This is a genomic window from Paracoccus marcusii, assembly GCF_028621715.1.
Taxonomy (GTDB): domain Bacteria; phylum Pseudomonadota; class Alphaproteobacteria; order Rhodobacterales; family Rhodobacteraceae; genus Paracoccus; species Paracoccus marcusii.
The window spans coordinates 1,251,506-1,271,410 of record NZ_CP117466.1; the positions used below are offsets into that span (position 1 = coordinate 1,251,506).

Below are 19,905 nucleotides of genomic sequence, written 5' to 3' on the forward strand. Positions count from 1 at the left end.
CAGAGCATGACGAAAACCAAGGACCAGCGCGCGGATTCCGCGCGGCCATTACCGCTGAACCAGATTCTGGGCGGGGATTGCATCGAGATCATGAACAGCCTGCCCGCGGGCAGCGTGGACCTGATCTTTGCCGATCCGCCCTATAATTTGCAGCTGAAGGGCGACCTGCATCGCCCCGACAACAGCCTGGTCGATGCGGTGGACGATCACTGGGACCAGTTTTCCAGCTTTGCCACCTATGACGCCTTCACCCGCGACTGGCTGGCCGCCGCCCGCCGCCTGCTGAAGCCGAACGGCGCGATCTGGGTGATCGGCAGCTATCATAACATCTTCCGCGTCGGCGCCGAACTGCAGAACCAGCAGTTCTGGATCATGAACGACGTGATCTGGCGCAAGTCGAACCCGATGCCGAACTTTCGCGGCAAGCGCCTGACCAACGCGCATGAGACGCTGATCTGGGCGGCAAAGTCGGAAAGCTCGAAATACACGTTCAACTACGAGGCGCTGAAGTCGCTGAACGAGGGCGTCCAGATGCGCAGCGACTGGGTGCTGCCGATCTGCAACGGCGGCGAGCGGCTGAAGGACGCGGCCGGCGACAAGGCCCATCCGACGCAAAAGCCGGAATCGCTGCTGCACCGGGTGATCCTGGGCACGACCAACCCCGGCGACGTGGTGCTGGACCCTTTCTTCGGCACCGGCACCACCGGTGCGGTCGCCAAGATGCTGGGCCGCGACTATATCGGGATCGAGCGCGAGGAGGCCTATCGCGAGGTCGCGGGCCGCCGCCTGTCGCGCGTGCGCCGGCTGGATGCCGACGCCATCGCCACCACCCGCGCCAAGCGCGCCGAGGTGCGCATCCCCTTCGGGCAGGTCATCGAACGCGGCATGCTGCGCCCCGGAGAGGAGTTGTTCTCGATCGGTAACCGCCACAAGGCCAAGGTCCGTGCCGATGGGTCACTGATCGGGAACGATGTCAAGGGATCGATCCATCAGGTCGGCGCCGCGCTGGAAGGCGCGCCCAGCTGCAACGGCTGGACCTATTGGCATTTCCGGCGCGAGGGCAAGATGATCCCGCTGGACATCCTGCGCCAGCAGATCCGCGCCGAGATGGAGGGCGACGCCCCCCGGCCCAACTGAGCTTCACCCTTCGCCCGTTCCCCCCGCGCCATGCGCGCGGCCGGAACCACCTTGCCCCGCCATGTCCGCATGGCGGGGAATTTTCATCCGTCAGCCGTTCATCGACCGCATGAAGGCCGCGATGCTTTCGGCGTCGTCCTGGTCGGACCCGGCACGGTCGCGCCGTTCGGCCAGCCATTCCAGCAGCGATGCGGCCTCGCGGTCGGAAAACCGCATCTCCCAATCGCTGAACAGGCGCTGTTGCAGCGGGCCCTGGTCCAGCACCGTGAAGTTCAGGTGGCGGTCATCCTCGCGCAGCACGTCGATCAGCCGGAACAGGCGAAAGCGCGGCCCCTCGACCCATTGGAAGAACAGCCCGTCCTCGTGGTGCAGGCATCCGGTCAGCCCCGCCGCCCGGTTGCGGTCGCGCGCATGATGCAGGATGCGTTCCAGGTCGTCGCGTTGCATGCCGGGACGGGCCACGCTGCGGTACAGAAGATAGCCCAGACTGTCGCCCGCGGCGAAGTGATAGGGCTGCGCATCGCTGTGCATCAGCATCGAATCGTCGTTCATTCCGGTCGGTCCCTGTTACGCCTTGGGACACTTTTCCATTTTGTGCACACAATGCAAGGTTGCGCCGGAAACAAGCTGCACAGCCTTTTAGCGATATTTGCCGACCCCTGCGGCATGCGCGCTACAGCGCGTTGCGGGGCAGGGGCAGCGTGCCGCGGTTATAGTCGGTCCAGTCGGTGATCTCTGGATAGAACTGGCGCCGCCAGGCGCGCACGCGGGGGTTCATGCGCCGCCGCCACAGCGGCGGGACCATCGCCAGCAGCGTCATCGCCGGATAGCCCATCGGCAGCTGCGGCGCCTCGTCCGCGCCATAGGTCTGCAGCAGCGGAAAGCGGCGGTCGGGCTTTGTGTGATGGTCGGAATGGCGCTGCAGGTTGATCAGCAGCCAGTTGGTCGCGGTGTGGCTGGCGTTCCAGCTGTGGCGCGGGCGGACGGGTTCATAGCGGCCGTCCCCCAGATGCTTGCGCGACAGCCCGTAATGTTCGACGTAATTCGTCAGCTCCAGCTGCCAGACGGCGATCAGCGCCTGGAACAGGAACAGCCCCAGCCCGGTCCAGCCGCCCACGGCCATGGCCAGCCCCAGCATCGCCCCCTGCAGCACGCCGTAACGCCAGAAGGGGTTGCGGCGGTCCCAAGGGCCGCGGCCCGCGCGGGCCAGGAACCGCGTCTCGGCCCGCCACGCGCTGCGGGGGCCGTCGATCAGGACGCGGGCGAAAAAGCGGTGAAAGCCTTCGTTGTAGCGGGCCGAGACGGCGTCGCGCGGGGTCGACACCCAGCTGTGATGCACCAGCAGATGCTCGGTGCGGAAATGCGAATAAAGAACCGACGCAAGCAGCAGGTCCCCCAGCCAGCGTTCGGCCGGCGTCTTCTGGTGCAGCAGTTCATGCGCATAGACGATGCCGACGCTGCCCGACATGACGCCGATGGCAAAGAACAGCCCAAGCGATTCCCACCCCGACAGGTGGTCCGTGCGCCCCGCAACCCACAGGCAGGCCAGGATCGTGGCCGCCTGCAGCGGAAACCAGATCAGCGTCACGGCGCGGTGCCAGAACAGCTGGTCGGTGGCGGTGTCCGGGTCGGGATTGGCCTCGTTCAGGCCCAGCACGCGGTCCAGAACCGTGGTCAGATACCAGGCATAGACCGGCACGATCAGCCACCACATCCCGCCCCCCCAGGCCGCCAGCGCGACCAGGGGGATCAGGGCGACGGACAGCCAGAAGGGCGCCGCGGCGGGCAGGGGGGCATGGCTCATGCCGCGATGCTACCCCTGAAGATGCGGCTGCGCCATATCCCAGGCCTTGCGCATCAGCCCCGGCAGGGCGTCGCGGTCGATCTGCCGCAGGGGGACCAGTTCCCCGCGCGTGGGATTGCCGGTCAGATCGCCCAGCAGCACGGTCAGATCCAGCGTGAAATGCGTGAAGACATGGCGCACGGCGCCCAGGTCGCGCCAGTCGGCGGGGCCAGGCGGGGGCATGTCGCGCCCGTCCCATTGAGCCGACGGAAAGGCCAGCGTGCCGCCCAGCAGCCCCTTGGGCGGGCGGTGTTCCAGCACAAGCGCATCGCCCTGGCGCGCCAGCCAGACCACGCCCTGACGCGTGGGCTTGGCGGCCTTGGGGGTCTTGCGGGGCAGTTCGGCCGCGATCCCCTGGACGCGGGCGTCGCACTGGGCCTGGACGGGGCAGATGACGCAGGCGGGGCTGCGGGGCGTGCAGATGGTCGCACCCAGGTCCATCATCGCCTGCGCGTAATCGCCCGGGCGGGACTGCGGTGTCAGCTTGTCGGCCAGCGCCACCAGTTCCGGTTTCGCGCGGGGCAGGGGTGTCTGGACTGCGAACAGCCGCGACACCACGCGTTCGACATTGCCGTCCACCACGGTTTCCACCCGGTCGAAGGCGATCGAGGCGATCGCGGCCGATGTATAGGCCCCAATCCCCGGCAGCGCGGACAACCCGTCGCGCGTGTCGGGAAAGCCGCCCCGCGCCGCCACCGCACGGGCGCAGGCCAGCAGGTTTCGGGCGCGGGCGTAGTATCCCAATCCCGCCCATTCGGCCATCACCTGCGCGTCATCGGCCGCCGCAAGGTCCTCGACCGTCGGCCACAGCGCAGTGAACCGCAGGAAATACGCCTTGACCGCCGCGACGGTGGTCTGCTGCAGCATCACCTCGGACAGCCAGACGCGATAGGGGTCGGCAGGGCCGCCGCCGGGGGGCACCCGCCAGGGCAGGCTGCGGGCATGGCGGTCGTACCAGTCCAGCAGGTCGGGGGCGATCACCTTGCTTTCACGCAATTATGTGGGCCTTTGCAAAAGGGCGCGCTTTCATCCGGGGGGATGGCTGGCTAAGAATGGCCGGGTGATAGCAGCAAAGGCGCCCATGGCCCACCCGTCCGACGCCCCAAAGACCCGGATCCGTCGTCGCAGCCGCGGCTTCCAGGCGGCAGCCACCCTGCTGGCCGACCGCGTCCAGAAGGCGGCCGAGGGGCGCGGATTCGCGGTCACCCGCCTGCTGACCAACTGGGCCGAGATCGCGGGCCCGCAGCTGGCCCCCGTCACCCGTCCGGTCCGCATCAGTCACGCCCGCACAGGCTTTGGTGCCACGCTGACGCTGCTGACCACCGGCCCCATGGCGCCCATGGTCGAGATGCAGCTGCCCCGGCTGCGCGACCGCGTCAACGCCTGCTACGGCTATAACGCCGTCAGCCGCATCACCCTGACGCAGACCGCCGCAACCGGCTTTGCCGAAGGGCAGGCGGCCTTTTCCCATGCGCCCCGCCCGGACCGCGCGCCCGATCCCGCGATCGTGGCGCAGGCCCGGGGGGTGGGGCAGCAGTTTTCCGATCCGACCCTTGCCCAGGCCATGGCGCAACTGGCGATGAACGTCGCCAGCCGCCGGACCTGACATGACATGCACGACCTGAAAGGACTTTCCATGTTTCTGCGATTTGCCGCAACCGCCGTCGCGATGACCCTGGCCGCCCCCGCCTTTGCGCAGGACGCCGCCGCGACCCCCGAAACCCTGCCCGACATCGCCCAGGGCGCCGAGGACGCGCCCCTGACCATCGTCGAATACGCCAGCTTCACCTGCGGGCATTGCGCGAATTTCCACGCCAACGTCTATCCGCAGCTCAAGGCGGAATACATCGACACCGGCAAGGTCCGCTTCGTTCAGCGCGACGTCTATTTCGACCAGCCGGGCCTGTGGGCCGGAATCCTGGCGCGCTGCGGTGGCGACGACAAGTTCTTCCCCGTGTCCGGGATGCTGTTCGACGAACAGGAACAGTGGCTGGCCGGCGGTTCGGGCGACGAGATCGCGACGAACCTGCGCCGCATCGGCCTGAAGGCCGGAATGACAGAGGAACAGATGACCGCCTGCTGGGAGGATACCGCCAAGGTCGAACAGCTGATCGCCACGTTCCAGACGAACGCCACCGCCGACGAGGTCGAGGCCACCCCGACCTTCATCATCGGCGGAGAGAAGGTGTCGAACCAGCCCTGGGACAGCATGAAGGAAATCATCGACACCAAGCTGGCCGAGGCCGCCCCGGCCCAGTGACGCATCGCCCCGCAGGGCCCCGCGCGGGCCCTGCACGCACGCGATTGATTTTCGTCCGGCATGGTCGCAGGATCGGCGGGCGCGGAATTGACGCGCAGCACGGGGACAGTGTGTCATGATTCAGGAATTCAAGACTTTCATCGCCCGCGGCAACGTCATCGACCTTGCCGTGGGCATCATCATCGGCGCGGCCTTCACGGGCATCGTCAATTCGCTGGTCGTCGACCTGATCAACCCGATCCTGGGGTTGATGACCGGCGGGATCGATTTCACCGACAAGTACGTCGTCCTGTCCGGCAACGTGGCCGACGGGGCCAGCCTGGCCGCCGCCCGCGATTCCGGGGCGGCGATCTTTGCCTATGGCGCCTTCGCGATGGCGGTGCTGAACTTCCTGATCGTGGCCTGGGCGGTGTTCCTGCTGGTCAAGGGCGTGAACCGCCTGCAGCGCGCCGCGATGCGCAAGGAGGAGGCCAAGGAGACCCCCCCGGCCGGCCCCACCCAGGAAGAGCTGCTGGCGCAGATCCGCGACCTGCTGGCCGACCGCGCCAGCCCCGCCTGACGCCTACAGCCCCAGCACCGATGCCGGGGTGACGGCGTCCAGGCCCAGGGCCTCGCCCACCGGGGGCGAGGTCAGCTGGCCCTCGTGGACCGACAGCCCGGCGCGCAGATGCGCGTCATCGGTCAGCGCGCGGCGCCAGCCCTTGTCGGCCAGGGCCAGCAGATGCGGCATGGTCACGTTGCCAAGCGCCTGCGTGCTGGTGCGGGCCACCGCGCCCGGCATGTTCGCCACGCAGTAATGCACGATTCCGTCGACGTCATAGATGGGGTCCTGGTGCGTGGTGGCGCGCGACGTCTCGAAGCAACCGCCCTGATCGATCGCCACGTCGACCAGAACCGCGCCCTGCGGCATGGTCGACAGCTGGTCGCGGCTGATCAGCTTGGGCGCGGCGGCGCCGGGGATCAGGACCGCGCCGATCACCATGTCGGCCGTGCGGATCGCCTCGGCCGTGGCCGCGGCGCTGGCGAACTGGGTGGTCAGGCGGCCCATGAAGATGTCGTCCAGATAGGACAGGCGCGGCACCGACCGGTCCATGACCGTCACGTTGGCCCCCATGCCGACCGCCACGCGCGCCGCCGCGGTGCCCACCACGCCGCCGCCGATCACCACGACATTCGCAGGCCGCACGCCGGGCACGCCGCCCATCAGCATGCCGCGGCCGCCATTGGCATTTTGCAGCGCCCATGCGCCGACCTGCGGGGCGAGGCGACCGGCGACCTCGGACATCGGGGCCAGCAGGGGCAGGCCGCCGCGTGCGTCGGTGACCGTCTCATAGGCGATGGCGGTCACGCCGCTGTCCAGCAGGTCGCGGGTCTGGTCCGGGTCGGGCGCCAGGTGCAGATAGGTGAACAGGATCTGGCCACTGGCCAGCATCTTGCGTTCGGCGGCCTGCGGCTCCTTGACCTTAATGATCAGTTCGGCCTCGGCGAACACCGTCGCCGCGTCGGGGGCGATCGTGGCGCCGGCATCGACGTAGTCCTGGTCCGCGAATCCCGCGCCCAGGCCCGCGCCGGACTGGACCAGCACGTCGTGGCCGCGCAGCACGGCCTCGGCGGCGGCGGCGGGGGTCAGGCCGACGCGGAATTCCTGCGGCTTGATTTCGGTGGGGCATCCGATCTTCATGGTCTCTCCTCCCAGAGCTGTGGTCCGATGGTGCCCCGTCCGGCCCGCAAGGTGCTGCGAACATTCCCCCGATAGGCGGATGATCGGCGAAGAAACCGCTGGCATCGGGACCGGTCTTCGAAGATTCTGCCGGCATGGCCGATCTTGACGCAATAGACCGACGAATCCTGTCCCTGCTCCAGACCGAGGGACGAATCAGCAATGCCGAGCTGGCGCTGCGGGTGCATCTGTCCCCGTCGGCCTGCCACAGGCGCGTTCAGCGGCTGGAGGAGGCCGGTGTGATCTCGGGCTATGTCGCGCTTCTGGATGCGCGCGCCCTGCGCCGCCAGACGACGGTCTTCGTCGAGATCACCCTGTCGGGTCAGGCGGACGAGGTTCTGGACGCCTTCGAACGCGGCGTGCGCACCATCCCGGACGTGCTGGAGTGTCACCTGATGGCGGGCACGGCCGACTATCTGCTGAAGATCGTGGTCGAGGATACCGACGACTTCGCCCGCATCCACCGTCAGCACCTGTCGCGCCTGCCGGGAGTTGCCCAGATGCATTCCAGCTTTGCCCTGCGCACGGTGTTCCGGACCACCGCGATTCCCGTCTGATCGGCGGTCAGGGAACCCTGCGGGCCCGGATGCGCGTTATGCCGCCAGACAGACAACAGGAGACGCACGATGCTGAAGACTCCGTTCAAGGCCCTGCTGGTCGGCGGCCAGATCGCCGCAGCCAGCCTGATGGCCACGACCGCGATCGCACAGACCACCGTGATCGAGACCCCCGAATCGACCGTCATCGTCCCTGATGACGCGCTGGAGGAATCGCCGTCCGGCGGCTTCGTCTCGGAAAGCGATTATCCGCGGCTGGAAAGCCTGGAGAATTATGAGGCCATCGCCGATACCCTGTCCGACCAGGGCTATTCCGACATCTACATCCAGCGCGAGGGACCTATCCTGACGGTGACCGCACAGCGCGCCGGCGTGCCGACCGAACTCGTCTACAGCACCGCCAACGGGCGGCTGGTCTCGGTGAACGGGGTAGAGACGCGGGACGACCCCGAGACATCCTCGGCAGGCGATGATTCCGGCGTAGCGCCCGTCGGCACGGCAGGCGCCGTGGACGGCGGCGCGACCGATGACGGATCGACCGAAGATGGCGCCACGGATGACGGTGCCGGTGATGACGGCATGGATGGCGGGGCCGGTGATGACGGTGCCGCGGATGGCGGTTCGGACGATGGCGCCGATGACGGCGCATCCGACGGCGGCGCATCCGACGGCGGCTCATCCGACGGCGGCGCGTCTGATGGCGGCGCTGACGGTGGCGCGTCTGATGGCGGTGATTCGGATGGCGGTTCGGACGGTGGTTCCGACGGCGGATCGGACAGCGGTTCCGATGGTGGATCGGATGGCGGTTCCGACGGCGGTTCGGACAGCAACGGCTGATCGCGTCCCGCATCGACCCACCACGAAAGAAAACCCCCGCGGCATGGCGCCGCGGGGGTTTTCAAATGACACAAGATCGCGTCGTCTTACAGCGCGCCTTCGCGCTGTGCCTTTTTACGGGCCAGCTTGCGGGCGCGGCGAACGGCCTCGGCCTTTTCACGGGCTTTCTTGACCGACGGCTTCTCGAAATGCTGCTTGAGCTTCATTTCGCGGAAGACACCTTCGCGCTGAAGTTTCTTCTTCAGAGCACGGAGCGCCTGTTCGACGTTGTTGTCGCGAACATTGACCTGCATGTGGTTGTCACCACCTTCCTAGGTTAGAGTTGATAGATTGCAGGAAGCGTCCCTCTAACAGGGGCGGGCGCAAATGTCCAGACGAGGTATGCATGACCAACACCGACCGAGACGCGCTGCTGGATGCCGCATTGGTCCATGTCCCCTTCGAGGGGATGAACGAGCGGGCGCTGGCCGCCGGTGCGCGCGACATCGGCATGGATGCGGCCCTGATCCGGGTGCATTTCCCGCAGGGCGGTGCCGGATTGGCCGCCGCCTATCACCGCCGTGCCGACCGGGCGCTGCGCGAGGCCTTGGCCGCCACCCCGCTGGAGGGGCGGTTCCGCGACCGCGTGGCCCAGGCCCTGTGGCAGCGGCTGGAGCTGTCGGACCCCGAACTGGTCCGCGCCGGGGCCGCGACGCTGGCGTTGCCGCAGAATGCGGCCCTGGCCGCGCGGCTGGTGTGGGAGACCGCGGACGTGATCTGGACCGCCCTGGGCGATCGGTCGCAGGACGTGAACTGGTATTCGAAACGCGCGACGCTAACGGCGGTGATCTCGGCCACGGTGCTGTTCTGGCTGGGCGACGAGTCCGAGGGCCGTGCCGACACTCGCGCCTTCATCGACCGCCGCATCGACGGCGTGATGTCGGTCGAAACCGTCAAGGCGCGCCTGCGCAGCCTGCCCGGCGCCTCCAGGCTGGCCGATGCCGCCCTGGGCTGGATTCGTGCGCCCCGTGACCGGGCGCTGCCCGGCAAGACCCGATAAGGACGACCCCATGTTCCCCGACCAGATGACCGCCATCGAGATCGCAGGCCCCGGCGCCGCCGATCAGCTGCGCGCCACGACCCGGCCCGTGCCGGTGCCCTGCCATGACCAGATCCTGATCAAGATCGCCTATGCCGGCGTGAACCGTCCCGACGTGCTGCAGCGATCGGGCAGCTATGCCCCGCCGCCGGGCGCGTCCGACCTGCCCGGGCTGGAGGCCTCGGGAGAGATCGTGGGCCTTGGCGCGGGTGTCACGCGCTGGCGGAAGGGCGAACAGGTCTGCGCCCTGCTGCCCGGCGGTGGATATGCGGAATACGCGGTGTGCCACGCCGATCACGCGCTGCGCATCCCCAAGGGACTGTCGCTGCGCGACGGGGCGTGCCTGCCCGAAACCGCCTTCACCGTCTGGTCGAACGTCGTCCAGCGCGGCGGGCTGACCGGGGGCGACCGCTTTCTGGTCCATGGCGGAACCTCCGGCATCGGCATGATGGCCATCCAGATCGCCCACGCCCTGGGCGCGCGTGTCTTTGCCACCGCGGGCAGCGACGACAAATGCGCGGCCATCACCGCGCTTGGCGCCACCGCCATCAATTATCGCAGCCAGGATTTCACCAAGGTGCTGGCCGAGGCGGGTGGTGCGGACCTGATCCTGGACATGGTCGGGGGCAGCTACATCCCCCGCAACATCAAGACGCTGGCCCAGGACGGGCGGCTGGTGATGATCGCCTTTCTGGAAGGCCCCAAGGTCGAGCTGAACTTTGCCCAGATCATGGTGAACCGCCTGACGATCACCGGGTCCACCCTGCGCCCGCAATCCGACGTCGCCAAGGCCGAGATCGCCGACCAGATCCGCAAGCGGCTGTGGCCGATGATCGCCGCCGGGTCGGTCGCCGTCACCATCGACAGCGAGTTCGCGCTGGCCGACGCGGCCGACGCCCATCGCCGGATGGAAAGCAGCGACCATATCGGCAAGATCGTCCTGAAGGTCGCGGGCTAGCGCACGGCCTCGATCAGCAGGCGGGGCGCGTCGCAGTCGCGGCGCGCATCGGGGGCACAGGTCCGGGGTTCCAGGTCCCGGGTCAGGCAGATCCGCACCTCGGTCAGGGCGCCGTCGCGGCAGGCGATGGTGACGCCGTCGGCATCCAGGTCGGGGTTGGCCTCCAGGAAGGCTTCCTCGATCACCACGGGCGGGGCCGCGACGTCGCGGGCCAGATCATCCAGCACCGGCGGGATGACGATGCCCTCTGCCGCCTGCCGGGTCGCGTCGTAATAGCCCGCGGCAGACAGCCCGCTGCAGCGGCCGTGCTTTTTCCACTGGTACCACGCCAGCCCGCCGGACCCCATCACGTCGGCCATCGCGGCGCTTTCGCGGCGCGACGGATCGCGTTCGGGCGTCGTGCAGTCCTGCGGCCAGCCGCGTTCGTATTGCGGCCACAGTCCGTGGACCGAAAAGTCGCGTGCCGTGCCGTCGCGGCATTCGGGGGCGTCGCGGTCGTCGCCCGTCGTGCTGCACCAAGTCGGCTGCCAGGACAGCGCCAGCACGTAATAATCGAACCGCCCCGCAACGTCGCGGGCGGCAAGGGGCAGGGGTGTCAGCAGGACCGCGAGGGTCAGGAACAGGATGCGCATCCTGCGACAATAGCGACGCCCGCGCCGGCATGCACCGGCAAACGTGCGAATCCTCTTTTCCCCGGCCTCCGAAATCGGTATACGACCTGCCAATTCCCCCCGAAAACGAGGAATGGCGCAAGCCGAAGCCGTTTTTCCGGCCCTCGCCCCCATGTTCGGGACCAAGAGACACGCGAAGGAGACTGACATGAGCAAGCCGCTGATGGCCAAGGCCACCGCCGTCTGGCTGGTCGACAACACGACGCTCAGCTTCAAGCAGATCGGCGATTTCTGCGGTCTGCACGAGCTTGAGGTCCAGGGCATCGCCGATGGCGACGTGGCCGCGGGCGTCAAGGGCTATGACCCCGTCGCCTCGAACCAGCTGGACCCCGAAGAGATCAAGCGCGCCGAGGCGAGCCCGATCTATCGCATGCGCCTGAAGCACAACCCCGCCGCCGACGGCGAGGAGAAGCGCCGCGGGCCGCGCTATACGCCGCTGTCCAAGCGGCAGGACCGTCCCGCGGCGATCCTGTGGCTGGTCAAGTTCCACCCGGAGCTGGCCGATGCGCAGATCGCCAAGCTGGTCGGCACGACCAAGCCCACGATCGCGTCGATCCGCGACCGGACGCATTGGAACAGCCAGAACATCCAGCCGATCGACCCGGTCGCCCTGGGCCTGTGCCGGCAGACCGAACTGGACGCGGCTGTCCAGAAGGCCGCCAAGAAGAAGGCCGCCGAAGGTGGCGTGATGACCGACGACGAGCGTCGCAAGCTGGTCAGCACCGAGACATCGCTGTCCATGTCCGAGGAGCCGCGCCTGCCCAGCGCGATCGCCGGGCTGGAGAACTTCAGCCTGTCGCGCGACGAGGACAAGCCCGAGCGGGAGCTGGACAAGGACACGTTCTTCAACCTGCCCGATACGGATGACGAGGATGACGACGAGGACGATCACGGCAAGTCGCGCCGCTGATTGGCACCGCAGAGGATGAAAAAGGCCGGGCAATCGCCCGGCCTTTTATCTTGGGATGGACGCCCGGCTGCCCGCCCGCAACAACGATCGCATGAAAAAGGCCGCGCCAGGTTTCCCCGACGCGGCCCTTTCTGCAAACGCCTGAGTGTCAGGCGCGGCCGCGCACCGCACGTGCGATGGCGATCAGGATACATGCACCCACGAAGCCTGCCAGCAGATAGGCGAAGCTGAAGCTTGCACCGGCCGCATAGAGGCCCAGAAGCGAGCCGAAGATGAAGTTGAACAGCACCGCGCCCACGATGCCCAGGATGATGTTCATCAGGAGGCCCATGTTGGACTTCATGAACTTTTCAGCAAGCCAACCGGCAATGCCCCCGACGATGATAGCTGCAAGCCAGCCCATGCCATTCTCCTTGATTGTCCCGGCCGACCCTGACGGTCGGCGCCTTCTGTGAGCGCAACGTGGCCTCTGGCCCCCGGTTCCAAGACGGCGTCGAAAATGTCAGACCGAGAGGCAGATATACTTCATCTCCAGATAGTCCTCCAATCCGTGATGGCTGCCCTCGCGGCCCAGGCCGGACTGCTTGACGCCACCGAAGGGTGCCACTTCGGTCGAGATGATGCCGGTGTTCACGCCGACGATGCCGTATTCCAGCGACTCCTGGACGCGGGTGACGCGGCCGATGTCGCGGGCATAGAAATAGGCGGCCAGGCCGAAGATGGTATCGTTGGCGGCGGCAATCGCCTGATCCTCGGTGTCGAAACGGAACAGCGGTGCCAGCGGGCCGAAGGTCTCTTCGGTCGCGACCTTCATGTCGCGGGTGACGCCGGTGACGATGGTCGGCTCGAAGAACAGGCCGTCCTTGCGCTTGCCGCCGGTCAGGACCTGGCCACCGCCCTGGGTGATGTCACGGATATGCTCCTCGACCTTGTCGACGGCCTTCTGATTGATCAGCGGGCCGGTGGTGGTCCCCTCGGTCAGCCCGTCGCCCACGTGCAGCTTCTCGACCGCGGCCTTCAGCTTGTCGGCAAAGGCGTCATAGACCCCGGCCTGGACATAGATGCGGTTGGCACAGACGCAGGTCTGGCCGTTGTTGCGGAACTTGGACGCCATGGCACCCTCGACCGCGGCGTCCAGATCGGCATCGTCGAAGACGATGAAGGGCGCGTTGCCGCCCAGCTCCATGCTGCATTTCATCACCTGGTCGGCGGCCTGGCGCAGCAGCACGCGACCCACCTCGGTCGAACCGGTAAAGGTCAGCTTACGAACCAGGTGGTTCTCGCAGAACTCCTTGCCGATGTCGCTGGCGCGCGACGACGGGACGACCGACAGGATGCCCTTGGGCAGACCCGCCCGTTCGCCCAGCACCGCCATGGCCAGCGCCGACAGGGGCGTCTCGGCTGCGGGCCGCGCGACGAAGCCGCAGCCGACGGCCAGCGCGGGCCCCGCCTTGCGCGCGATCATCGCGTTCGGAAAATTCCAGGGCGTGATCGAGCCGACGACCCCGATGGGCTGGCGGATGACGCTGATGCGCTTGTCGGCCTGGTGGCCGGGGATGGTCTCGCCATAGACGCGCTTGGCCTCCTCTCCGAACCATTCGATGAAGCTGGCGCCATAGGCGATCTCGCCCTTGGCCTCGGCCAGGGGCTTGCCCTGTTCGGCGGTCAGGATGGTGCCCAGGTCGTCCTGGTTGGCCATCATCAGGTCGAACCACTTGCGCATGACCTGGGCGCGGTCCTTGGCCGTGCGCGCGGCCCAGTCCTTCATCGCCGCCGCGGCGGCGTCGATGGCGCGGGCGGTCTCGGCCCGGCCCAGATCGGCCACATGGGCGATGACGTCGCCGCGGGCGGGGTTGGTGACCTCGAACGTGGCGCCGTCGTCGGCGTCGACCCATTCGCCGCCCACGAACGCACGGGTTTCCAACAGCAAGGGGTCGCGAAGAAGGCTTTTCAGATCGGTCGGCTTGGTCATGGCGTCCTCGGGGTGCATTTCGGTTGCGGCATGTGAACATGCCCGGCGCGGCAAAGTCAAAGCCGCCGCGGGGCCGGTCGGTGCCGACGATGACGGAAACGTGAAGCGGGCGTCGCAACCGGGGGCGGGGTTCGGCGTTCGGCCTGCAATCGCTAAGCTGTCCCTCTTGGCGATCTCTCGGGGGCGGTGCGCTGGTCGCGCCGCCCTTTTCCTATCCGAACCGCTGTTGCCAGCTGGGTTGCGGGTCACCCGGCCGCGCCGAGGCGCTGTGCACGCCATGCGCCACGGCACGCGCCAGCACGCAGGCCGCCGCATGGCCCAGGACGAACGCATCGCTGGCGGGGTCCGCCAGGGGTCGTGCGCCCGTGGACACTGCAAAGACCAGATCGCCGTCCAGCGGCGTGTGGCTCGGCACCAGGGCGCGGGCCAGGCCGTCATGCGCGGCGGTCGCCATGCGCTGCAGCCCGGCCTTGTCCAGCGCGGCATCGGTCGCGACGATGGCGATCGTCGTGGCCTCGCCAAGGCGCTTGGCCGGGGCAGGTTCATGGGCGGCGGGAAAGCGCGCGGGCAGGCCCAAGCCGCCGAACTCGGCCTCCAGTTCCCACGGGGCTGCCCAGAAAAGGTGGCTGTCGCCCACGGTCGCCTGCCCAAGCGCGTTCACCACGACCAGCGCGCCGACGGTGGCCCCACCCTGCAGCACCGCGGATGCCGACCCGACCCCGCCCTTCAGCGTGCCGGTCAGCGCACCGGTGCCCGCGCCCACCGATCCCATCGCGCAATCCACCCCCGCCGCGCTCCAAGCCGCGGCGCCAAGCGCGGGATAGGGATTGGCGTCCCATCCCTTGTCGCCGCCGTTCAACAGGTCGAACACGATCGCGCCCGGCACGATCGGCACTCGCGCGGGGCCCACGGCAAAGCCGCGCCCCGCCCGGTGCAGCGCCGCCATCACTCCGTCGCAGGCCGCAAGGCCGAAGGCCGACCCGCCGGCCAGCACCAGCGCATCGACCCCGCCCACCAGCTTGTCGGGCGCCAGCAGGTCGGTTTCCCGCGTCCCGGGCGCGCCGCCCATCACGTGGACACTGGCCGCAAAGGGCGCATCGGCAGTCAGAACGGTGACACCGGACCGCAGGGCGTCGTCTTGGGCGTGGCCCACGCGCAGCCCGGCCACGTCGGTGATCCGGTTGCGCGGGCCGCGGATCATGCCCGCGCCCTGAGCGCCGCGTCGCGCGTCTGGGTGAGGGTCGCGCCGGGGGTCAGCGCCTCGGGGTCCAGCCGCAATTCGATCACGGACAGGCGGCCCGACAGGCGGGCGCGTTCAAAGGCGGGGGCGAAATCCTCGTCCCGCTCGACCAGCTCGCCATGGCCGCCATAGGCGCGGACCAGGTCGGGCAGGTCGGGATTGAACAGGTCGGTGCCCGACACGCGTCCCGGATAGTGGCGCTCCTGATGCATCCGGATCGTGCCATAGCGGCCGTTGTTGGCCACGATGACGATGGGCGTCGCGCCGTACTGGGCAGCGGTCGACAGCTCGTTCACGGTCATCTGCAGGCAGCCGTCCCCCGCCAGGCAGACCACGGTCCGGTCGGGATGGGTCAGGCTGGCGGCGATGGCCGCGGGCAGGCCGTATCCCATCGACCCCGACGTGGGCGCCAGCTGCGTCCCATGGCAGCGCCAGCGGTAATAGCGGTGCAGGAAGCTGGCATAGTTCCCCGCGCCGTTGGTGACGATCGCGTTGGCCGGCAGGTTCTGCGCCAGCCAGCCCACCACCTGTTCCAGCCGCAGCGCGCCGGGCGTGGGGCGCGGGGTCTGCCAGTCATCATAGGACGCGCGCAGCCGGGCCCGCCAATCGGACCAGCGCGTCGTGGGGGCGGGCAGGTCGGCCAGCGCGGCCACCACGCGGCGTGGATCGGCGACCAGGCCCGGATCGGCCCGCCACAGCGTGCCCAGCTGGTCGGGGTCGGGATGGACCATGATCACGCGGGCATGGGGACGCACCGGGTCCATCGCGCTGTAGCCCCCGGTCAGCGTGTCCCCCAAGCGCGAGCCAAGCGACAGGATCACGTCCGCCTCGCGCAGCGCCGCGGCCAGCGCGGGGTTCATGCCGACGCCCAGGTCGCCCACGTAATGGGGCAGGCGGTTGTCCATGCGGTCCTGGCGGCGGAAGGGCACGGCCACAGGCAGATCCCACGCCGCGGCAAGGCGGGCCAGGTCCTCGGCCGCGTCCTGCGACCACTGGCTGCCGCCGGCGACGACCAGCGGACGCCGTGCCGTCGCCAGGGCGTCGGCCACGGCCTCTACCGATTGCGGCGCAACGTGGGACAGCGGGGCCGGGGCGGGGGCCAGGTCGGGAATGTCGGCCTGGCCGGACAGCATGTCCTCTGGCAGGGCCAGGACCACGGGACCGGGTCGGCCCGACATCGCCACGTGAAAGGCGCGGGCCACGTATTCGGCGATGCGGTCGGTGGCGTCGATCTGGGCCACCCATTTCGCCAAGGGGGCGAACATGGCGCGGTAATCGACTTCCTGGAAGGCCTCGCGGTCCTGGTCGCCGCGCGCGATCTGGCCCACGAACAGGATCATGGGGGTGCTGTCCTGGCGGGCGACATGCACGCCGGCGCTGGCGTTCGTGGCACCCGGTCCGCGGGTAACGAAGGCCACGCCGGGCCTGCCGGTCAGCTTGCCGGTGGCCTCGGCCATCATGGCCGCGCCGCCTTCGTGGCGGCAGACGATGTTGCGGATGCCGCTGTCGACTAGCCCGTCCAGCGCCGCCAGGAAGCTTTCGCCCGGAACCGAGAACACCCGCGTGACGCCGTTTGCGCGCAGCGCCTGCACCAAGATCTGACCGCCATGCCGCATCGGCTACCCTTCCGTGAATTCGATCTGGCGCACGCGGACATGGCGCAACGCCTCGACCATGAATGCCGTCATCAGGCCAAAGTGCAACAGCCCGTTGGCCGCCGCCAGCCCGCCCAGGATGCGCCAGTCCTGGGGCATCAGCACATCGCCATAGCCAAGTGTCGTGAAGGTGACCAAGGTGAAGTACATCGCCTCCTCGAAGGTGGCGAAGACGCCCATGTGGTGGAACGCCACCGCCCACAGCCAGACCGACGCCGTGACCATCGCCAGCACCGCCAGGCTGGTCGCGACGATCACCAAAGCCAGCTTGGGCCGATGGGGCGCACGGGCCAGCCAGCGGGCATTGCGTGAGAATGCCGTCTCCAGCGCCCAGATGGCCAAGGCGGCCATCAGCACGCTGATCACCATCAGCACCGATCCGAACGCGATCTGACCCAGCATGTCCCCCCCCCCCGCGACAGACCTAGCGCAGGGCACGGCCATCGCGCAACGCATGCCTTTACAGATGCACCCGCCGCGCCTATCTGACCTGCCATGGCCAAGGATGACGACAGCAAGAACTACAAGGTGATCGCCGAGAACCGGCGGGCCCGGTACGACTATGCCATCGAGAGCGATCTCGAGGTGGGGATCATGCTGACCGGATCCGAGGTCAAGTCCCTGCGCGTGGGCCAGTCGAACATCGCCGAAAGCTATGCCTCGGTCGAGGGCGGAGAGCTGTGGCTGATCAACGGCTATATCGCGGCCCTGTCGCGGGCCGGCGTCTTCGGCCACGAGGAGCGGCGCCGCCGCAAGCTGCTGGTGAAATCGCGCGAGCTGGCCCGCCTGTGGCAGGCCACCGCGCGCGAGGGGATGACGCTGGTTCCGCTGGTGATGTATTTCAACCACCGCGGCATGGTGAAGCTGAAGATCGCCGTCGCCAAGGGCAAGAAGAACCACGACAAGCGCGAAACCAGCGCCGCCCGCGACTGGAATCGTCAAAAGGCGCGCCTGCTGAAGCAGGGATAGGCCATTGCAGCCCTGGCCCCCGGCCTGTAGATCGGGGCGGCACAAGCCAAGGGGGACGGCGATGGACGATCCGAAGACACTGGTCTCGACCGACTGGCTGGCGGCGCATCTGTCCGATCCCGACCTGCGCATCATCGACGCCAGCTGGCACATGCCCGCCACGGGCCGCGACGCACGGGCCGAATACGACGCGGGCCACATCCCTGCCGCGCGCTTCTTCGACATCGACGCGATCAGCGACAAGCGCTCCGCCCTACCGCACATGGCCCCCCCGCCCGAGATGTTCATCAGCCGCCTGCGCGCGATGGGCGTGGGCGACGGGCACCAGGTGGTCATCTACGACAATTCCGACGTGCGCAGCGCCTTTCGCGTCTGGTGGACCTTCCGCCTGATGGGCAAGACCGACGTGGCCGTGCTGGACGGAGGCCTGCCGAAATGGCGCGCCGAGGGCCGCCCGCTGGAGGACATGCCCCCCGTCATGCGCGACCGCCACATCACCGTCCAGCGCCAGGCGGGCTTAGTGCGCGACGTGACCCAGGTGGCCGCGGCCAGCAAGCTGGGCGACCCGCAGATCGTCGATGCGCGCAGCCCCGAACGCTTTCGCGGCGATCAGCCCGAACCCCGCGCGGGCCTGCGCGCGGGCCATATTCCGGGCTCGCGCAATCTGCCCTTCGGTCGCCTGTTCAACGCCGACGGCACGATGATCGCGCCCGACGCGATCCGCGCGGCCTTTGCCGAGGCGGGCATCGACCTGTCCAAGCCGGTCATCACCACCTGCGGCAGCGGCGTGACGGCAGCGGTGCTGTCCTTCGCGCTGGAGCGGGCGGGCCATCGCGACCATTCGCTTTACGACGGCAGCTGGACCGAATGGGGCAGCTTCGCCGACCTGAACATCGCAACCGGAGACGCCTGATGCTGACCGACCTGAAAGCCCAAAGCCCCGACAAGATCCTGATGCTGATCGAGGAGTTCAAGGCCGACACCCGACAGGGCAAGATCGACTTGGGGGTGGGCGTCTACAAGGACCCGCAGGGCGTCACCCCGGTCATGCGCGCCGTCAAGGCGGCCGAACAGCGCATCTGGGAGACGCAGACCACCAAGGCCTATACCGGACTGGCGGGCGAGGCCGACTATCGCAACGCGCTGGCCACGATGGTGCTGGGCGATCTGCCCGCCGACCGTCTGGCCTCGGTCGCCTCCGTGGGCGGCACGGGTGCCATCCGTCAGGCGCTGGAGCTGGCGCGGCTGGCCAATCCGGGCGTGCGGGTCTTCGTGTCGAACCCGACCTGGCCGAACCACCTGTCGATCATGGCGTTCATGGGCCTGCCCTATACCGAATACCGGTACTTCGACGCGGAAACCCGCGGCGTCGATTTCGAGGGCATGAAGGCCGACATCGCGCAGGCGGGCAAGGGCGACGTCGTCCTGCTGCACGGCTGCTGCCACAACCCGACCGGGGCGAACCTGACCCTGGAGCAATGGTCCGAGGTCGTGGCGATCCTGCAGAAATCGGGCGCGATCCCGCTGATCGACCTGGCCTATCAGGGCTTTGGTGACGGGCTGGACGCGGATGCCGAGGCCACGCGCCTGGTCGCCCGCAGCCTGCCCGAGGTGCTGATCGCGGCGTCGTGTTCCAAGAACTTCGGCATCTACCGGGAACGCACCGGCATCCTGATCGCGCTGGCCGACACCACCAAGGGCCGCGACCTGGCGCAGGGGTCGATGGCCTTCCTGAACCGCCAGAACTTCTCGTTCCCGCCGGATCATGGCGCGCGCATCGTCAGCACCATCCTGATGGACGACGCGCTGCGCGCCGATTGGGCGGCGGAACTGGAGGAGGTCCGCAACACGATGCTGGGCCTGCGCGACCAGCTGGCAGCCGAACTGCGCGATCTGTCGGGCAGCGACCGGTTCGACTTCATCCGCCATCACCGCGGCATGTTCTCGCGCCTTGGCGCGACGCCCGAACAGGTGCAGCGCCTGAAGACCGATGCGGCCATCTACATGGTGGGCGATTCGCGCCTGAACATCGCGGGTCTGAACCGTGACACGGTGCCGGTCCTGGCCCGCGCCATCATCGACGCCGGCATCTGATCCG

23 protein-coding genes are annotated in these 19,905 nt (G+C 68.3%); 12 read left to right on the forward strand and 11 right to left on the reverse strand.

Annotation, left to right across the window (positions count from 1 at the left end):
- The first annotated feature begins 6 nt into the window (after window positions 1-6).
- Window positions 7-1,137 carry a site-specific DNA-methyltransferase gene (locus PRL19_RS06120; protein WP_045980956.1) on the forward strand — a complete coding sequence of 377 codons (1,131 nt, stop codon included), beginning with the start codon at window positions 7-9 and terminating at the stop codon, window positions 1,135-1,137.
- Window positions 1,138-1,227: 90 nt separating this feature from the next.
- Here PRL19_RS06120 and PRL19_RS06125 read toward each other — a convergent pair whose 3' ends face one another.
- The 3 genes from PRL19_RS06125 to mutY form a co-directional block, all read right to left on the reverse strand.
- Window positions 1,228-1,689, reverse strand: a complete 462-nt coding sequence (locus tag PRL19_RS06125) for a BLUF domain-containing protein (RefSeq protein ID WP_052714550.1) — start codon at window positions 1,687-1,689, stop codon at window positions 1,228-1,230.
- Window positions 1,690-1,810: 121 nt separating this feature from the next.
- Window positions 1,811-2,941 carry an alkane 1-monooxygenase gene (locus PRL19_RS06130; protein ID WP_273744234.1) on the reverse strand — a complete coding sequence of 377 codons (1,131 nt, stop codon included), beginning with the start codon at window positions 2,939-2,941 and terminating at the stop codon, window positions 1,811-1,813.
- Between the two features lie 9 nt (window positions 2,942-2,950).
- Entirely contained in the window at window positions 2,951-3,976 is a 1,026-nt protein-coding gene (mutY, locus tag PRL19_RS06135; protein WP_273744235.1) for an A/G-specific adenine glycosylase, read from the reverse strand.
- Between the two features lie 85 nt (window positions 3,977-4,061).
- Here mutY and PRL19_RS06140 point away from each other — a divergent pair, with 85 nt between their 5' ends.
- From PRL19_RS06140 to mscL, 3 genes are all read left to right on the forward strand, one after another.
- Window positions 4,062-4,586, forward strand: coding sequence for a DUF721 domain-containing protein (locus PRL19_RS06140; RefSeq protein WP_045980953.1), 525 nt, complete (start codon window positions 4,062-4,064; stop codon window positions 4,584-4,586).
- A 30-nt stretch (window positions 4,587-4,616) separates the two neighbouring features.
- The gene (locus tag PRL19_RS06145) at window positions 4,617-5,240 is read left to right on the forward strand and encodes a DsbA family protein (RefSeq protein WP_052714547.1); all 624 of its coding nucleotides are present in this window, start codon (window positions 4,617-4,619) and stop codon (window positions 5,238-5,240) included.
- A gap of 115 nt (window positions 5,241-5,355) precedes the next feature.
- Window positions 5,356-5,799 carry a large conductance mechanosensitive channel protein MscL gene (gene mscL, locus PRL19_RS06150; protein ID WP_045980951.1) on the forward strand — a complete coding sequence of 148 codons (444 nt, stop codon included), beginning with the start codon at window positions 5,356-5,358 and terminating at the stop codon, window positions 5,797-5,799.
- 3 nt (window positions 5,800-5,802) lie between these two features.
- Here the strand turns inward: mscL and ald are convergent, their stop codons facing one another.
- Complete coding sequence (gene ald, locus PRL19_RS06155) at window positions 5,803-6,921, reverse strand: alanine dehydrogenase (RefSeq protein WP_273744236.1); 1,119 nt, start codon at window positions 6,919-6,921, stop codon at window positions 5,803-5,805.
- A gap of 134 nt (window positions 6,922-7,055) precedes the next feature.
- Between ald and PRL19_RS06160 the strand changes: the two genes are divergently transcribed.
- Both PRL19_RS06160 and PRL19_RS06165 read left to right on the forward strand, forming a co-directional pair.
- Entirely contained in the window at window positions 7,056-7,517 is a 462-nt protein-coding gene (locus PRL19_RS06160) for an Lrp/AsnC family transcriptional regulator (protein WP_046000877.1), read from the forward strand.
- Between the two features lie 69 nt (window positions 7,518-7,586).
- The gene (locus tag PRL19_RS06165) at window positions 7,587-8,354 is read left to right on the forward strand and encodes a hypothetical protein (RefSeq protein ID WP_273744237.1); all 768 of its coding nucleotides are present in this window, start codon (window positions 7,587-7,589) and stop codon (window positions 8,352-8,354) included.
- 86 nt (window positions 8,355-8,440) lie between these two features.
- Here PRL19_RS06165 and rpsU read toward each other — a convergent pair whose 3' ends face one another.
- Window positions 8,441-8,647, reverse strand: a complete 207-nt coding sequence (rpsU, locus tag PRL19_RS06170) for a 30S ribosomal protein S21 (RefSeq protein WP_081994671.1) — start codon at window positions 8,645-8,647, stop codon at window positions 8,441-8,443.
- 92 nt (window positions 8,648-8,739) lie between these two features.
- Here rpsU and PRL19_RS06175 point away from each other — a divergent pair, with 92 nt between their 5' ends.
- Both PRL19_RS06175 and PRL19_RS06180 read left to right on the forward strand, forming a co-directional pair.
- The gene (locus PRL19_RS06175; protein WP_046000747.1) at window positions 8,740-9,393 is read left to right on the forward strand and encodes a COQ9 family protein; all 654 of its coding nucleotides are present in this window, start codon (window positions 8,740-8,742) and stop codon (window positions 9,391-9,393) included.
- Between the two features lie 10 nt (window positions 9,394-9,403).
- Window positions 9,404-10,390: an NAD(P)H-quinone oxidoreductase gene (locus PRL19_RS06180; RefSeq protein WP_045980946.1), complete on the forward strand. Its 987-nt coding sequence runs from the start codon at window positions 9,404-9,406 to the stop codon at window positions 10,388-10,390.
- Here the strand turns inward: PRL19_RS06180 and PRL19_RS06185 are convergent.
- Window positions 10,387-11,022: a ribonuclease T2 family protein gene (locus PRL19_RS06185; RefSeq protein ID WP_273744239.1), complete on the reverse strand. Its 636-nt coding sequence runs from the start codon at window positions 11,020-11,022 to the stop codon at window positions 10,387-10,389. The genes PRL19_RS06180 and PRL19_RS06185 overlap by 4 nt on opposite strands.
- Window positions 11,023-11,209: 187 nt before the next feature.
- Between PRL19_RS06185 and PRL19_RS06190 the strand changes: the two genes are divergently transcribed.
- Window positions 11,210-11,971, forward strand: coding sequence for a DUF1013 domain-containing protein (locus PRL19_RS06190; RefSeq protein ID WP_273744240.1), 762 nt, complete (start codon window positions 11,210-11,212; stop codon window positions 11,969-11,971).
- Window positions 11,972-12,119: 148 nt separating this feature from the next.
- Here PRL19_RS06190 and PRL19_RS06195 read toward each other — a convergent pair whose 3' ends face one another.
- From PRL19_RS06195 to PRL19_RS06215, 5 genes are all read right to left on the reverse strand, one after another.
- Complete coding sequence (locus PRL19_RS06195) at window positions 12,120-12,374, reverse strand: GlsB/YeaQ/YmgE family stress response membrane protein (RefSeq protein ID WP_198143153.1); 255 nt, start codon at window positions 12,372-12,374, stop codon at window positions 12,120-12,122.
- 99 nt (window positions 12,375-12,473) lie between these two features.
- Window positions 12,474-13,943, reverse strand: a complete 1,470-nt coding sequence (locus PRL19_RS06200; RefSeq protein ID WP_273744241.1) for an NAD-dependent succinate-semialdehyde dehydrogenase — start codon at window positions 13,941-13,943, stop codon at window positions 12,474-12,476.
- A 211-nt stretch (window positions 13,944-14,154) separates the two neighbouring features.
- The gene (locus tag PRL19_RS06205) at window positions 14,155-15,144 is read right to left on the reverse strand and encodes a P1 family peptidase (protein WP_273744242.1); all 990 of its coding nucleotides are present in this window, start codon (window positions 15,142-15,144) and stop codon (window positions 14,155-14,157) included.
- Complete coding sequence (locus PRL19_RS06210; protein WP_273744243.1) at window positions 15,141-16,799, reverse strand: thiamine pyrophosphate-binding protein; 1,659 nt, start codon at window positions 16,797-16,799, stop codon at window positions 15,141-15,143. Before PRL19_RS06210 ends, PRL19_RS06205 begins: the two co-directional genes overlap by 4 nt.
- A gap of 3 nt (window positions 16,800-16,802) precedes the next feature.
- Complete coding sequence (locus PRL19_RS06215; protein ID WP_273744244.1) at window positions 16,803-17,240, reverse strand: ion channel; 438 nt, start codon at window positions 17,238-17,240, stop codon at window positions 16,803-16,805.
- A gap of 93 nt (window positions 17,241-17,333) precedes the next feature.
- Here PRL19_RS06215 and smpB point away from each other — a divergent pair, with 93 nt between their 5' ends.
- From smpB to PRL19_RS06230, 3 genes are all read left to right on the forward strand, one after another.
- Window positions 17,334-17,807 (forward strand): SsrA-binding protein SmpB, encoded by a 474-nt coding sequence (gene smpB, locus PRL19_RS06220; protein ID WP_273744245.1) that lies wholly within the window; start codon window positions 17,334-17,336, stop codon window positions 17,805-17,807.
- Window positions 17,808-17,868: 61 nt separating this feature from the next.
- Window positions 17,869-18,720: a 3-mercaptopyruvate sulfurtransferase gene (sseA, locus tag PRL19_RS06225; protein ID WP_273744247.1), complete on the forward strand. Its 852-nt coding sequence runs from the start codon at window positions 17,869-17,871 to the stop codon at window positions 18,718-18,720.
- Window positions 18,720-19,901: an amino acid aminotransferase gene (locus tag PRL19_RS06230; protein ID WP_273744248.1), complete on the forward strand. Its 1,182-nt coding sequence runs from the start codon at window positions 18,720-18,722 to the stop codon at window positions 19,899-19,901. The genes sseA and PRL19_RS06230 overlap by 1 nt, the downstream gene beginning before the upstream one ends.
- Window positions 19,902-19,905: the final 4 nt, after the last annotated feature.